General features: G+C 71.3%; 12 protein-coding genes, 1 tRNA gene and 2 pseudogenes. 6 read left to right on the top strand and 9 right to left on the bottom strand.

Annotated elements, in window-relative coordinates; translation table 11 throughout:
- The first annotated feature begins 39 nt into the window (after positions 1–39).
- Entirely contained in the window at positions 40–660 is a 621-nt protein-coding gene (locus QFZ74_RS13275; protein ID WP_307624135.1) for a MerR family transcriptional regulator, read from the top strand.
- 11 nt (positions 661–671) lie between these two features.
- On the opposite strand, the gene QFZ74_RS13280 is transcribed toward QFZ74_RS13275, so the two are convergent.
- Positions 672–1,475 (bottom strand): exodeoxyribonuclease III, encoded by an 804-nt coding sequence (locus tag QFZ74_RS13280; RefSeq protein WP_307621030.1) that lies wholly within the window; start codon positions 1,473–1,475, stop codon positions 672–674.
- 67 nt (positions 1,476–1,542) lie between these two features.
- Between QFZ74_RS13280 and QFZ74_RS13285 the strand changes: the two genes are divergently transcribed.
- The 3 genes from QFZ74_RS13285 (at position 1,543) to QFZ74_RS13295 (ending at position 3,224) form a co-directional block, all read left to right on the top strand.
- On the top strand, positions 1,543–2,019 hold the full coding sequence (locus tag QFZ74_RS13285; RefSeq protein ID WP_307621031.1) for a GNAT family N-acetyltransferase: 477 nt from the start codon (positions 1,543–1,545) through the stop codon (positions 2,017–2,019).
- Positions 2,020–2,388: 369 nt separating this feature from the next.
- A complete protein-coding gene (locus tag QFZ74_RS13290) occupies positions 2,389–2,868 on the top strand; it encodes a hypothetical protein (protein WP_307621032.1) in 480 nt (159 codons plus the stop codon).
- Entirely contained in the window at positions 2,865–3,224 is a 360-nt protein-coding gene (locus QFZ74_RS13295) for a hypothetical protein (RefSeq protein WP_307621033.1), read from the top strand. The genes QFZ74_RS13290 and QFZ74_RS13295 overlap by 4 nt, the downstream gene beginning before the upstream one ends.
- A 241-nt stretch (positions 3,225–3,465) precedes the next feature.
- On the opposite strand, the gene QFZ74_RS13300 is transcribed toward QFZ74_RS13295, so the two are convergent.
- Positions 3,466–4,623 carry a nuclear transport factor 2 family protein gene (locus QFZ74_RS13300; protein WP_307621034.1) on the bottom strand — a complete coding sequence of 386 codons (1,158 nt, stop codon included), beginning with the start codon at positions 4,621–4,623 and terminating at the stop codon, positions 3,466–3,468.
- Positions 4,624–4,718: 95 nt separating this feature from the next.
- Here QFZ74_RS13300 and QFZ74_RS13305 point away from each other — a divergent pair, with 95 nt between their 5' ends.
- Entirely contained in the window at positions 4,719–5,690 is a 972-nt protein-coding gene (locus QFZ74_RS13305; RefSeq protein ID WP_307621035.1) for a LysR family transcriptional regulator, read from the top strand.
- Between the two features lie 687 nt (positions 5,691–6,377).
- Here QFZ74_RS13305 and QFZ74_RS13310 read toward each other — a convergent pair.
- From QFZ74_RS13310 to galU, 7 genes and pseudogenes are all read right to left on the bottom strand, one after another.
- A tRNA-Ala gene (locus QFZ74_RS13310) sits at positions 6,378–6,451 on the bottom strand.
- Between the two features lie 73 nt (positions 6,452–6,524).
- Positions 6,525–7,769, bottom strand: coding sequence for a gephyrin-like molybdotransferase receptor GlpR (gene glpR, locus QFZ74_RS13315; protein ID WP_307621036.1), 1,245 nt, complete (start codon positions 7,767–7,769; stop codon positions 6,525–6,527).
- 205 nt (positions 7,770–7,974) lie between these two features.
- Positions 7,975–8,647, bottom strand: a pseudogene (locus tag QFZ74_RS13320) (GNAT family N-acetyltransferase).
- 20 nt (positions 8,648–8,667) lie between these two features.
- Positions 8,668–9,208, bottom strand: a pseudogene (locus tag QFZ74_RS13325) (molybdenum cofactor biosynthesis protein B).
- Positions 9,205–9,684 carry a cyclic pyranopterin monophosphate synthase MoaC gene (gene moaC, locus QFZ74_RS13330; protein WP_307621037.1) on the bottom strand — a complete coding sequence of 160 codons (480 nt, stop codon included), beginning with the start codon at positions 9,682–9,684 and terminating at the stop codon, positions 9,205–9,207. The pseudogene QFZ74_RS13325 and the gene moaC overlap by 4 nt, the downstream one beginning before the upstream one ends.
- 182 nt (positions 9,685–9,866) lie before the next feature.
- A complete protein-coding gene (gene glp, locus QFZ74_RS13335) occupies positions 9,867–11,189 on the bottom strand; it encodes a gephyrin-like molybdotransferase Glp (RefSeq protein WP_307621038.1) in 1,323 nt (440 codons plus the stop codon).
- A gap of 2 nt (positions 11,190–11,191) precedes the next feature.
- Positions 11,192–12,097, bottom strand: a complete 906-nt coding sequence (gene galU, locus QFZ74_RS13340) for a UTP--glucose-1-phosphate uridylyltransferase GalU (protein WP_307621039.1) — start codon at positions 12,095–12,097, stop codon at positions 11,192–11,194.
- A gap of 111 nt (positions 12,098–12,208) precedes the next feature.
- On the opposite strand from galU, the gene QFZ74_RS13345 reads away from it, so the two are divergent.
- A complete protein-coding gene (locus QFZ74_RS13345; protein WP_307621040.1) occupies positions 12,209–12,838 on the top strand; it encodes a 5-formyltetrahydrofolate cyclo-ligase in 630 nt (209 codons plus the stop codon).
- Positions 12,839–12,853: the final 15 nt, after the last annotated feature.

Genomic DNA, 12,853 nt, shown 5'->3' on the forward strand with positions numbered 1-12,853 from the left:
CACGGCGCGGGCGAGCGCGGCGCCCCCCGCGAGTACCGCATGGAGGAGCTGGCCCGCCTCGCCGGCATCACCGTGCGCACCCTGCGCTTCTACCGCGAACGCAAGCTGATCCCGCCGCCCCGCCGCGAGGGCCGTGTCGCCTGGTACGACGAGCACCATCTGGCCCGCCTGCGCACGATCACGGCCCTGCTGGAGCGCGGCCACACCCTCAGCGGCATCGCCGAGCTCGCGGAGGCCTTCGACCACGGCCGCGACGTCGCCGACCTGCTCGGCGTCGGCACGCCCACGGAGGAGGAGCCGGTCCGCCTCACCCCGGAGGACCTCGCCGACCACTTCGGCGCCGAGGCCACCCCGGACAATCTCGCGGCCGCCATGGACCTCGGCTACCTGGGTACCGACGGCGACGAACTGGTCCACATCAGCCGCAGCCTGCTGGACGTGTCCGCCACGCTGGTCCGCGAGGGCATCCCGCTGGCCGAGGTCCTCATGGCCGGCAAGCGCGTCCGCGAGCACACCGAGGCCCTCGCCGACCTCTTCGCCGACCTCGTCCTGCGCCACGCCCCCGAGGAGGACCTCCAGCGCCTGCGACCCCTGGCCCGCGATGCGGTCCAGGCGGAACTGTCACTGGCCCTGGACAGGCGGCTGCGCAAGCAGGCCTGACCCAAGCCCGTCTAGAGGTCGTAGACGACGGTCACCGGAGCGTGGTCGGACCACCGCTCGGTGTGCGTGGCCGCCCGCTCCACGAAGCCCTTGACGGCCTTGGCCGCGAGCCCGGGCGTCGAGACGTGGTAGTCGATCCTCCACCCTGCGTCGCTGTCGAAGGCCCGCCCCCGGTACGACCACCAGGTGTACGGCCCCTCGACGTCCGGGTGCAGCGCCCGTACGACATCGACGTAGCCGCCGTCGGTCTCGTCGAGGACCCGGCTCAGCCACTCCCGCTCCTCCGGCAGGAAGCCGGAGTTCTTGCGGTTGCCGCGCCAGTTCTTGAGGTCGGCCTCCTGGTGGGCGATGTTCCAGTCGCCGCAGACGACGACCTCGCGTCCGTCGGCGGCGGCCCGCTCGCGCAGGCCCTTCAGGTAAGCGAGGAACTCGCCCATGAAGCGGACCTTCTCGTCCTGCCGCTCGGTGCCCACCTCGCCGGAGGGGAGGTAGAGGGAGGCGACCGTCACACCGGGCAGTTCGACCTCGACGTACCGCCCGCTCGCATCGAACTCGGCCGAGCCGAATCCGACCTGGACACGGTCGGGCTCGCGCCGCGTGTAAAGGGAGACGCCCGCGCGGCCCTTGGCGGCGGCCGGGGCGTGGACGACGTGCCAGCCGTCGGGCTGCCGTACGCCCTCGGGCAGTTGCTGGGGCTCGGCGCGCACCTCCTGGAGGCAGAGCACGTCCGCGGAGGTCTCCGCGAGCCACTCGACGAAGCCCTTCTTCGCCGCGGCCCGCAGTCCGTTCACATTCACCGAGGTCACAGTCAGCACCCGGGCACGATACCGGCACACTGGACCACGCCCGACCGACCGACCGCATGGATAGATGGTGCCCCGCATGAACATACGCCGCGTCCGGTTCGACCACCCCGACGCCGTGAAGCTCAGCGACGAGGTCCAGGCCGAGTACCACGTGCGCTACGGCGACGGCGGCGACGCCACCGAGCTGAACACGACCGACTTCGATCCGCCACAGGGCGTGTTCCTGATCGCCTACGACGAGCACGACCGCCCCGTGGCCACCGGCGGCTGGCGCAGCCAGGACGAGAACGGCGAGGGCAACCAGAACGGCGACGCCGAGCTCAAGCGCATGTACGTGATCACGGAGATGCGCGGCCACGGCCTCGCCCGCCGCATACTGGCCGCCCTGGAAGCCGACGCCCGCACGGCCGGCCGCACCCGCATGGTCCTGGAGACCGGCACCAAGCAGCCCGAAGCGGTCGCCCTCTACCGCTCGAGTGGCTACACCCCCTGCACGAAGTTCGGCTTCTACCGCTTCCACGCGGAGAGCCTGTGCTTCGCCAAGGCGCTCTGATCGCCTGCACAGGACCCACCGACGGGCCGGGCAGCGGCGGTAGTTCGCGCTCGGCCCGGGCTCGCCGCGCCTGCCCCGGAAACGCCGAGACCCCGCCTGATCCAGTGGATCGGACGGGGTCTTGCGAACTACTCCGAGAGAACTCGGGAGAGTTGATGCGTGGGGTGTTCACGAGTGCTGATGACGTGCGGCGATAAGAGGCCCTGAAGATCGTTCTGCGTGCTGACGAAGGTCGTTCCCCAGCCGCCAGGGAAACGGAACCGGTCGCCGCCGTTCGGCCGCTCGTGAGGTGTGCGTGACCGGCCCGCTGCTCTGTGCCCCTCTTCTGGGTGATGGCGCCGGGGCGAGTTTCGAAGTAGTTTCAAAGTTATGAGCACCGAGAACGCCGCCGTGAACTTCTCCGAGCTGGTGAACAAGAACAAGCAGACCCTTGCCCGGCTCCAGGAATCGCCGAGACTGCTGCTGCACCGCAGAGACGGCGAGGATCTGGTCCTCACCACCGCGGCGCGGGCCGAGCAGGACCAGACGGTGGTGTCGGCAGCCACCCGGATGCTGGCCGCGATGGCGCGCCGGGAGCCCGGCAGCATGGAACTGCTCCTCGACATAATGCCGGACGCATTCCCGTGGGTCCGTTTCCTGCCCGAGTCCGATCTGCACGCTTTCGCTGTCGAGCTGGTCGACACCATGCGCGCCGCGGACTCAGTCGGCAACAGCGCCTCTGTCGCCCAGTTGCTCATCGCCTGGCAGCACACCGCCGAGGTCTACTCCGACCCCGAACTGCTGGCCGCGCTGACCAGGGATCACGGCGAGGACTACGGCCCGGCAGCAGACCCACGGGGCGTCGCATGACCGCGAGTCGCGGCGACCGCGCCGCACCCCCGGCACCGGACGGCCACTGGGAGGTCCGCTTCGCCGACGCCGCCTCGGCCAAGGGCTGGGAGAGCCTCGCCCAGCAGGCCCGCGAGAACACCTACCGCGCCTGGACGACTATGCGCACCGCCCCCAGACCGGCCACCGAGACACCCCGGCACCACCGGCTCAAGGGCGGTCTGGCGCACGGAACCCACCGCGGACAGACCTGCGAGCAATGGCAGATCGAGGTGACCGGCGGCGGCCGCATCTGGTACCTCCTGGACACCGCCCGCGACACCTGCTGGATCACCTTCGCAGGCACCGGGCATCCGCGAGCCACAGACCGACGCTGAGCCGGCACAGCCGGGTGGGCGGGACGCACAACGAGGAGATGACCAGGCTCGACTCGCCGAAGTTCGTTCCACATGTGCGTAACGATCGTTTCCCGACTCTGGGCCGAGTTCAGCGATTGCAGGGCTGCAGGGCGCCTGGTCATGCGCCGATGGACCAGCCGGTGCAACACCGACTTCCTCGGCCCGGAACGACTGATCCGGGCATGACGCTGAATCCGGCGAATGGTTGCTTCCCGCGTTCTCAGGAGTGGCGGTGATACGCCTTGTTGGCGATACGCCAGCTGTCGTCGGTGCGGACCAGCAGGAAAATGTCGGTGAACGTGTCTGCGCCGTGCGAGAGCGTCATGGTTGCAGTCGCGACGGTGCCGTGGACGTCGATGGCGTCGATGCGGCGGGAGCGGGTCGGTTCGTCCGGGGCCGGCCGGCCTTGGAAGAGAGCGCAGTATTCGTCCAGGCGCCAGGAGACGAATGCGCCGTCGCGGAGCCCCTCGATGTGGGCAGTGGGCAGGAACGCGTCGCTGAAGTGGGTGGGGTCCCCGGTGGAGTGTCCGCGGATGTAGGCGCGGAGCGGTTCGAGTACGGCGTCTTCTGCGGCGGGGACCGTGGCGGCAACCGCGATGTCGGCCTCAGGGGCGGCAGGGGTGTCGGCCAGGCCGGCTGCGCTGCGCAAGGGGGTGTTGGACGCGGCGGCCAGCAGAGCCATGTCCTTGGCCAGCGCGCCGATGGTGAATTCGGCCATGACAGCGCCGGGCTGGTCGGCGAGGAAGGGCCGTTTGCGGGCCACGAGCCCGCCGAGTTGGCCGAGTTCGAGGACGTCAAGTACCTGGGCACGGGTCAGGTCGAGGGCATCGGCTTGCCGTAGTGAGTCGCGCAGCGCGAGGACGGCGCCGGCGAGGCTGTTGTTGGCGATCAGCTTCAGCGCGGCGGCAGTGGCGGCGTCATCGACGTGCCGGATGGTGCCCAGCGCTTCCAGAACCGGTCGGACTCGATCAAGCGCGTCTTGGTAGGCGGCGGCAAGAATCTGCAGGGTTCCGGCGGCGGCGGCCGGAACAGAGCCGAGCACGGGCGCGTGGACGTAGGCCGGGCCGAGTTGCCGGGACAGCTTCGACGCTTCGGCGGGAGCGATGGTGCTGGTGTTCAGCACCATCGTGTCCGTTCGCAGCGAGCCACGGACGTCGTCGAGAACCTGCTGGCAGGCCGGGCCGTCGAACAATGCCAGGAGCACGAAGTCGGCCTTCGCCACGGCGTCGTTCGGATCGCCGGTCGTCTTGACGGCACCTGATGTGCGCCCCGAGCGTGTCCAGCCGACGACGTCCCAGCCCTGGGTGGCCAGTCGTGTCGCGATCGCCTCGCCCATGCGCCCCAGGCCGAGGACGGCGATCGTGTGCGGTGTGGTCATGCGCGCCAGAATGGTGCACCACGAAGGCTGCGACAAGCGCAGATTGTGCAGGCCAGCCCTGCGGAGTTCGCATACCGGCTGGGCATACTGGCGCCATGGAACTGACGGTGTGGCGGACCTTCGTGACCGTATGCCGGCTCGGGTCTCTGTCGGCGGCGGCCGCCGAGCTCCATCACACGCAGTCGGCCGTCTCCCGGCAGATCGCCGGGCTGGAGCGGCAGCTCGGCGTGCCGCTGATCGAGCGGCACGCGCGCGGTGTGCGCCCGACGCCTGCCGGTGAGGTGTTCCGGCACCACGCTCTGGCCACGCTCAGCGAGGCCGACCGCGCCGTACGTGCCGCACGGGAGGCCGGCGACGGGGCGTTCAACCGGCCGCTGACGGTCGGCGCGACACCTTCTCTTGCCGCAGGGATCGTCCCCGAGGCCATCCGGGCCCTGCAGAAGGAGACCGGATCCATCCGGTGGAGCCTGCTCCCCGGCTTGAGCGCACAACTGCACCACCGTGTGACCACCGGCGATCTCGACGTTGCCATCGTCACCGATGCACCGCCAGGGCTGCCCCATGACCCGCGGGTCGAACGCCGGTTCCTCGGGCTGGACGACATGGTCGTCGCACTGCCCGTCGACCATCCACAGGCCGGGCGCGGCCCAGTGCGCATGCAGACACTGGCCGACCAGACCTGGGTCGAGGACAACGACGGCTCAGCGGCACTCCTGCACCAGCACGCCGCCCGCGCCGGAGTCAGCGCCTGTATCGACCTCACCGCGGCCGATCTGCCCGGCAAGCTGGCCCTGGTCGCAACCGGCCATGCGATCGCGCTGATACCCGGGGTGTTGACACGCGCGCTGCGGCCCGATGTCACCACGGTGAGCCTCGTCAATCCCCCGGCACGCGGCATCTACACGGTCACACCAGGTCGTGGCCCCCACCCCTGCGCAGCGCCCCTGCTCGACCAGCTCGCCACAGCCTTCGCCTCGGTCCGTCCTGCCCACGCCGCGCACCGGCCGACCGGTACGGATGCCCACCCCACTGGGCCGGCACTTTACGACGGCATCACGGACTCGTAAGCCGGGGCTCTTCGGGATGGGGATACCGCTGGCTTTCCCAACTGTCAGACGTGGTTTGGCGTTTCTGGTGCATCGTACTGGCAGAGCTGGCCGAGGCCGCCGGGCGGGCTACCTGTTCCGGCCCGGCCGGAAGGTGGAGGCGGCGAAGAACCTGGTGTCCTCGTGGCCGGCCCGGCACGGGCCGCCCGCCGGGCTGCCGCCGCTGTCGGCCCGCCGTCTGCGCCCCAAACACGGCCCGGCACCAGGCCAGGTCGCCCAGACCCTCCTGGTCGCCCTCATGGTCCCGCCGGCAACCTCGACATCCTCGAAACCTGGCTCTACCAGCGCACCGGCACCCAACTCACCGACACCAGCTTCGACTGCCGACACCATCCCCCAACAACCGGAACAGCCGGAGAATGCCCCGCCCACAGGGATCGGACGGCCACCTCCGCCCACTGAATGAACCGCCACTCGAAGAACAATCCCCACACCTGATCGCGGCCAGCCCCGGCGCCCCGGGGCTGGCCGCCATGCCTTCAGCAGCCTGCGGCAGCACACCAACCCAGCCCCCACCACGGACCGCTGCCGTCCACCACCCCGGACAGGCTCGAACAAGCCCCGGAAACGACGAAGATCCCGACCGATCATGAAGATCGGCGGGATCTCGTCAACCGACCTTGAGTTAACTCAAGAACGGCCGATGCGTGGACCTGAGGGGATTTGAACCCCTGGCCCCCTCGATGCGAACGAGGTGCGCTACCGGACTGCGCCACAGGCCCTTGCAACGAGTGAAACTCTAGCATCCCGATCAGGGTGCTTGGAAATCCGCTCCGGGACTGGTCAGCGGGGGCGTCACTCGTTGGCCGCGCGCGGGCGGTCGCCGTCCGCGTACTGGTCGAACAGCGGGGTGCGGCCGCGCTCGCGCGAGCGGCGGGCCGAGGCGGCGCGGCGCGCGTCGCTGAGCCCGTCGGCCGCGGGACGGGCCCCACCGGCCGGAGCGGGGTCCTCCGCACCCCGCTCCACAGGCGCCGCCTCCTGCTCGGGCGCCACGGAGCTGGACCGCGCCGAGCTCCAGGCGTCGGGCGCGCCCAGGTCGACGTCCGAGGTGGCCCGCGGCGCGACCGGGGCGGTCACGTACGTCGGCAGCGGCACGGGCACCGGGTCCCAGCTGTCGCCGTGCCCGGGGCGCTGGCCCTCGCGCTGCTGGTCCACCCACTCGGCGTGGTCGGTCTGCTCGACGAGGGCGCGGCGGTCCGCGGCGAGGGCGGCGGACAGTGCGGGGTCGGTGTCGGTGCTGCCCGGTCCGTCGTCCGGCTCGTCGGTGACCACGCCCGCGTCGACGGACGCGCGGCGGCGGGGCTGGCGGTCCCGCAGGCGCTGCGCGGCGACTTCGGCCCGGCGCCGGTCCATCTGGTAGGCGAAGCGGCGCCGTTCCTGGGTGCGCAGATAGCCGATGTACGCGCTCAGCAGCAGGGCGGGCGCGGCGGGCGCCCACAGGAACGCGAGGCCGCCGACGGCCGCGACGATCGCGCCGACGGTGAAGGCGAGGAAGAGCACCACGGTCGTACGCCGGCGGCGCGCGAGCACCTTCGAGCGCTGGGCTCGTGCGGCGGCCGCCTGATCCGGGGGCGTACGCCGGGCGCTGGGCACCCGCTTCGGCGACGCCGCTTCGGACGGCGACTTGGCCGCGGGTGCGGGTGCCGGTGCGGGTGCCGGTGCGGGTGCGGGGGCGGGCCGGGGTGCCTGGGCGATCGCCTGGTCGCGGGTCCGCTCCGGGCGGGCCGGCACCTCCGGCTCGGCCTGCGCGCGCACCTGACGACGGGTCGGAGGCATGGCGAAGGCCCGGACGTCCACCGAATCGGTGGCGGCGTCCGGATCACCGGCGTCGGACTCCCCCTCGTGGGTGGAGCGCGCCCGCAGGTCCTTGGCGTACCGGCGCTCCATCCCCGCCCTTCCGGACAGCAGCCGGATGGCGGTGCTGAAGCGTTCCGTCGGACGGGCCTCGTTCAGCTCGTCCTGCCTACGGAGCCACATCGGCACCAAGTAGGCGGCCCAGGCCCCGACAATGACTGCGTAAATGAGGCCGCTGCTGCTCACGCCTCACACGGTAGAGGGGTTTGCATGAGGCCATCCGCCAATTGAGCCGGTGTGTCGCACGATCTGGCTGATATTTCGAGCTTTTTTTGTGACGGATCCGATCAACAGGGCGCCGAGGGGGCGAATTCGGCGCCGCGATACGGTCACCGGCCGGTCAATTTCGAACATATATTCAATTTTCCCAGGGGTGTCGGATTCCCTCGGGCTACGCGGGATTCCGGGGAGTGTTCTCCGCGGTGTTCTGCGGCGTGCTCCGCGGGGCCCCACCAGGTGTGTTCTGCGGGTTCCGGGGTGCACGGGACCGGCGCCAGCGGTCGAGGAGCCCTTCGGGGACCTCTTCCGCGGTGAGTGCGTAGACCAGATGATCGCGCCATGCGCCGTCGATGTGAAGATAGCGTGGACGAAGTCCTTCGTCGCGGAATCCGAGTTTCTCCACGACCCGGCGGCTCGGCCGGTTCTCCGGGCGAATGCAGACCTCGATGCGGTGCAGACCGACGGTGCGGAAGCAGTGGTCCACCACGAGCGCCACGGCCGTCGGCATCACCCCGCGGCCGGCCACCGCCTCGTCCACCCAGTAGCCGATGTGGCCCGAGCACATCGAGCCCCACGTGATCCCGGCGACCGTCAGCTGCCCGACGAGCCGCCCCTGGTACTCGATGACGAACGGCAGCATCCGGCCCGCGTTCGCCTCGGACCGCAGGTACCGCACCATCTGGCGGGTACGTCGGCCGGTGCGTGATCGGTCCGCTGGGCGTGGGCGGCGGAATGGTCGCCTCCCAGGGGCGCAGCCAGTCCCGGTTGCGCCGGTTCACCTCGCGCCAGGGCCGCTGGTCGCGCAGCCTTATCGGCCGGAGGACGACGTCGCCGTCCGCCAGCACGACGGGCCAGGACGGACTGGTCAGCTCACACCCCCGGACGAACCGGAGTGCCGGGCCGCGTCCGGCCGCGGGTGGTCGCCGCCGCGGATCTGGTCGACGGCGTGCGTCAGCAGGGGCTCCAGGACGGCGAGGCCGTCCTTCACCCCGCCCGCGGATCCCGGCAGGTTGACGATCAGCGTCGCGCCCGCGACCCCGGCCAGGCCCCGGGAGAGTGCCGCGGTCGGCACCTTGTCCCGGCCGTACGCCCGGATCGCCTCCGCGATGCCCGGCACCTCGTAGTCGATCACCCTGCGGGTGGCCTCGGGCGTGCGGTCGCTGGGCGAGATGCCGGTGCCGCCGGTGGGTGACGACCACGTCGTAGCCGGCCTGGACGGCGGCGCGCAGGGCGGCCTCCACCGGATCCCCGTCGGGGACGACCTGCGGCCCCTCGACGGCGAACCCGAAGTCCGTCAGGCCGGCGGCGACCCGCGGGCCGCCCTTGTCCTCGTACACGCCCGCGGCGGCCCGGTTGGAGGCCGTCACGACCAGGGCGCGGTACGACGCGGACGGTACGGCGTTCACGCCCGGCTCCAGTGGCCCGACTTGCCGCCCGCCTTCTCCTCCACCCGTACGTCCGTGATGACCGCGCCCTTGTCGACCGCCTTGATCATGTCGACCACGGTGAGCGCGGCGACCGACACCGCGGTGAGGGCCTCCATCTCGACGCCCGTACGGTCGGTGGTCCTGACCGTGGCCATGATCTCCACGGCGTCGTCCGCGACCGACAGGTCCAGCGTGACGCCGGAGACCGACAGCGGGTGGCAGAGCGGGATCAGGTCCGGGGTGCGCTTGGCGCCCATGATGCCCGCGATACGCGCGGTGGCCAGGGCGTCTCCCTTGGGCACGCCCTCGCCGCGCAGCAGCTCGATCACGCGGGGCGAGACAAGGACCCGGCCGCTGGCACGGGCGGTGCGCGCGGTCACGTCCTTCTCGGATACGTCCACCATGCGGGCCGCGCCCGCCTCGTCGATGTGGGTCAGTCGGTCCTGCGTACTCATGCTGTGTGGTGCTCCTGGTCCTGGCCCGTCGCAGTGCGGCGCACGGGCCTGCTGTGCGCGACACGGTACCGCCAAGTGGGAGCGCGCGCCGGATCACGACCTCCGCGGACCCCGGCGGACAGGCGCCGGGGAGTGCGGCCGGACACGGCGCGCGGAGCACCTCCGGCCGCCACGAAGGACGATCAGCCGAGCAGGATCACCTCGACCTCGGAGCCGGGCAGGACCTCCTCCACGTCCTCGGGGAGGACGATCAGCGAGTCGGAGTGCGCGAGCGCGGCGATCAGATGGGATCCGGCACCGCCCACGGGCGTCACCTCGCCGTCAGCGTACGCCGCTCGCAGGAACTGCCGTCGCGCCTTGGGCGAGCGCAGCGCCTCGTCCGTCTTCAGAACCGCCGTCGTCCGAGGACGGTGCACGTCCTCGAGACCCATCAGGGTGCGGATGGCGGGGCGGACGAACAGCTCGAAGGAGACGTACGACGACACCGGGTTGCCGGGCAGCGCCAGCAGCGGGGTGTGATCGGGGCCGATGGCGCCGAAGCCCTGGGGCTTGCCGGGCTGCATGGCGAGCTTGCGGAAGTCGACGCCGCTGCCCGCCTCGTCCTCGTCGCCGACGTGCGACAGCGCCTCCTTGACGACGTCGTACGCCCCGACGCTCACGCCGCCGGTGGTGACCACCAGGTCGGCGCGGACGAGCTGGTCCTCGATGGTGGAGCGGAGGATGTCGGCGTCGTCGTCGACGCCGCCCACGCGGTAGGCGATGGCGCCGGCGTCCCGCGCGGCCGCGGTCAGCGCGAAGCTGTTGGAGTCGTAGATCTGGCCGTATCCCAGGGGCTGTTCGGGCTGGACCAGTTCACTGCCGGTGGAGATGACGACCACGCGCGGGCGCGGGCGTACCCGGACCGTGGCGTGGCCGATCGAGGCGAGCAGCGCGATCTGCGTCGGACCGAGGACCGTGCCGGCCTCCAGCGCGCGCTCGCCGGCCTTGACGTCGCTGCCCTTGGCGCGCACGTGCGCGCGGGCGTCGACCGGCCGGTACACGTTGACGTGCCCGGTCGCGCCCTCGGGGGCCTGGCTGCGCGCGCGCATGCCCGTCGCCTGGCCCTCACCGAGGCCTCCGTCGGTCCACTCGACGGGTACGACCGCCTCGGCGCCGGGCGGCAGCGGGGCGCCGGTCATGATGCGGGCCGCCTCGCCGGGGCCGACGTGGACCGGCTCCGCGGCGCCGGCCGCGACGTCCCCGACGACCTCCAGGACGGCGGGGAACTCCTCGCTCGCGCCCGCCACGTCCGCGATCCGCACCGCGTAGCCGTCCATGGAGCTGTTGTCGAACGGCGGCAGGGACACCGGCACGATGATGTCGTCGACCAGGACGCAGCCCTGGGCGTCGAGCAGGTGCAGGTCGATGGGGTCGAGGGGACGGATCGCGGAGAGGACGTCCTCCATGTGCTCGTCCACCGACCACAGATGGCCCGTACCGGAGGTCGGGGTCGCGGCGCTACTCAACGTTATTGCATCTCCTCGGCTACGTAACTGCGAAGCCAGGTCCGGAAGTCCGGTCCCAGATCTTCACGTTCGCACGCAAGTCTGACAATGGCACGCAGGTAGTCGCCACGGTCCCCGGTGTCATAGCGGCGGCCCTTGAAGACGACGCCGTGCACCGGGCCGCCGACCTTCTCGTCCTGCGCGAGCTGCTGGAGGGCGTCGGTGAGCTGGATCTCGCCGCCGCGTCCGGGCTCGGTCGTGCGCAGTATGTCGAAGATGTGGGGGTCCAGGACATAGCGGCCGATGATCGCGTAGTTGGACGGGGCGTCCACCGCGTCCGGCTTCTCGACCAGGTCGCTCACCTTGACGACGTCGCCGTCCTCGGTGACCTCGACGGCCGCGCAGCCGTAGAGGTGGATCTGCTCGGGCGCGACCTCCATGAGCGCGATGACGCTGCCGCCGTGCCGCTCCTGGACCTCGATCATGCGCTGGAGCAGGGGGTCGCGCGGGTCGATCAGGTCGTCACCGAGCAGGACGGCGAAGGGCTCCTGGCCGACGTGCGGGGCCGCGCACAGCACCGCGTGGCCGAGGCCACGGGGGTCGCCCTGCCGGACGTAGTGCATGGTCGCGAGGTCGCTGGACTCCTGGACCTTGGCGAGCCGGCCGGCGTCGCCCTTCTTCTGCAGCGCCGACTCGAGCTCGTAGTTGCGGTCGAAGTGGTCCTCCAGCGGGCGCTTGTTGCGTCCGGTGATCATGAGGACGTCGTCGAGACCCGCGGAGACGGCCTCCTCGACCACGTACTGGATCGCGGGCTTGTCCACGACCGGCAGCATTTCCTTGGGAGTGGCCTTGGTGGCCGGCAGGAACCGGGTACCGAGGCCTGCTGCGGGAATGACAGCCTTGGTGATCCTGGCGTGCGACTGAGTCATGCCCGCCACCATATCCGGTGCCTTGAGACGGAATCTGCGGCTCCGGTTAATTGATGCTCATATGAGCATTGACCTCAGATGAGCAGAGCATGAAGGGTGCGGGAACGACCCGTGGAACACCTCGGACGCCCATCCGAAGGCGAGCCTGACAAACGAACGTTGCGGCGAGCGCTCCTCGCGGTGAGGAGCGGGTTGACGGCGGATGTCGTCGCGGAGGCCGCCGCCGCGCTGGCCCGGCGCGCGCTCGAACTGCCCGAACTGGCCGGGGCGCGCACGGTGGCGGCGTACGTCTCCGTGGGCGCCGAACCCGGCACGCTCGCCCTGCTGGACGCGCTCCGCGCGCGGGGCGTGCGCGTCCTGCTGCCCGCGCTGCTGCCGGACAACGACCTGGACTGGGGCGCCTATACGGGCGCGGACTCCCTCGCCCGGGTCCAACACGGCGGGAAGATGGCGCTGTTCGAGCCCGCGGGCGAGCGTCTCGGACCCGACGCCGTGACCTCCGCCGACGCCGTCCTGCTGCCCGGCCTCGCGGTGGACGCGCGCGGGATGCGACTGGGGCGCGGCGGCGGGTCGTACGACCGGGTGCTGGCCCGGCTGGAACGCGCGGGCGCCCGGCCCTCGCTGGTGGTGCTGCTGTACGACGCGGAGGTCGTCGAGCGGGTTCCCGCCCAGGCGCACGACCGGCCGGTGCACGCCGTGGTGACGCCGACGGGCGTGCGCCGCTTCGGAGGGCGCCCCTGACCGCGCCCGTACATG

Origin of the sequence: Streptomyces sp. V3I7 (assembly GCF_030817495.1) — a bacterium.
GTDB lineage: Bacteria > Actinomycetota > Actinomycetes > Streptomycetales > Streptomycetaceae > Streptomyces.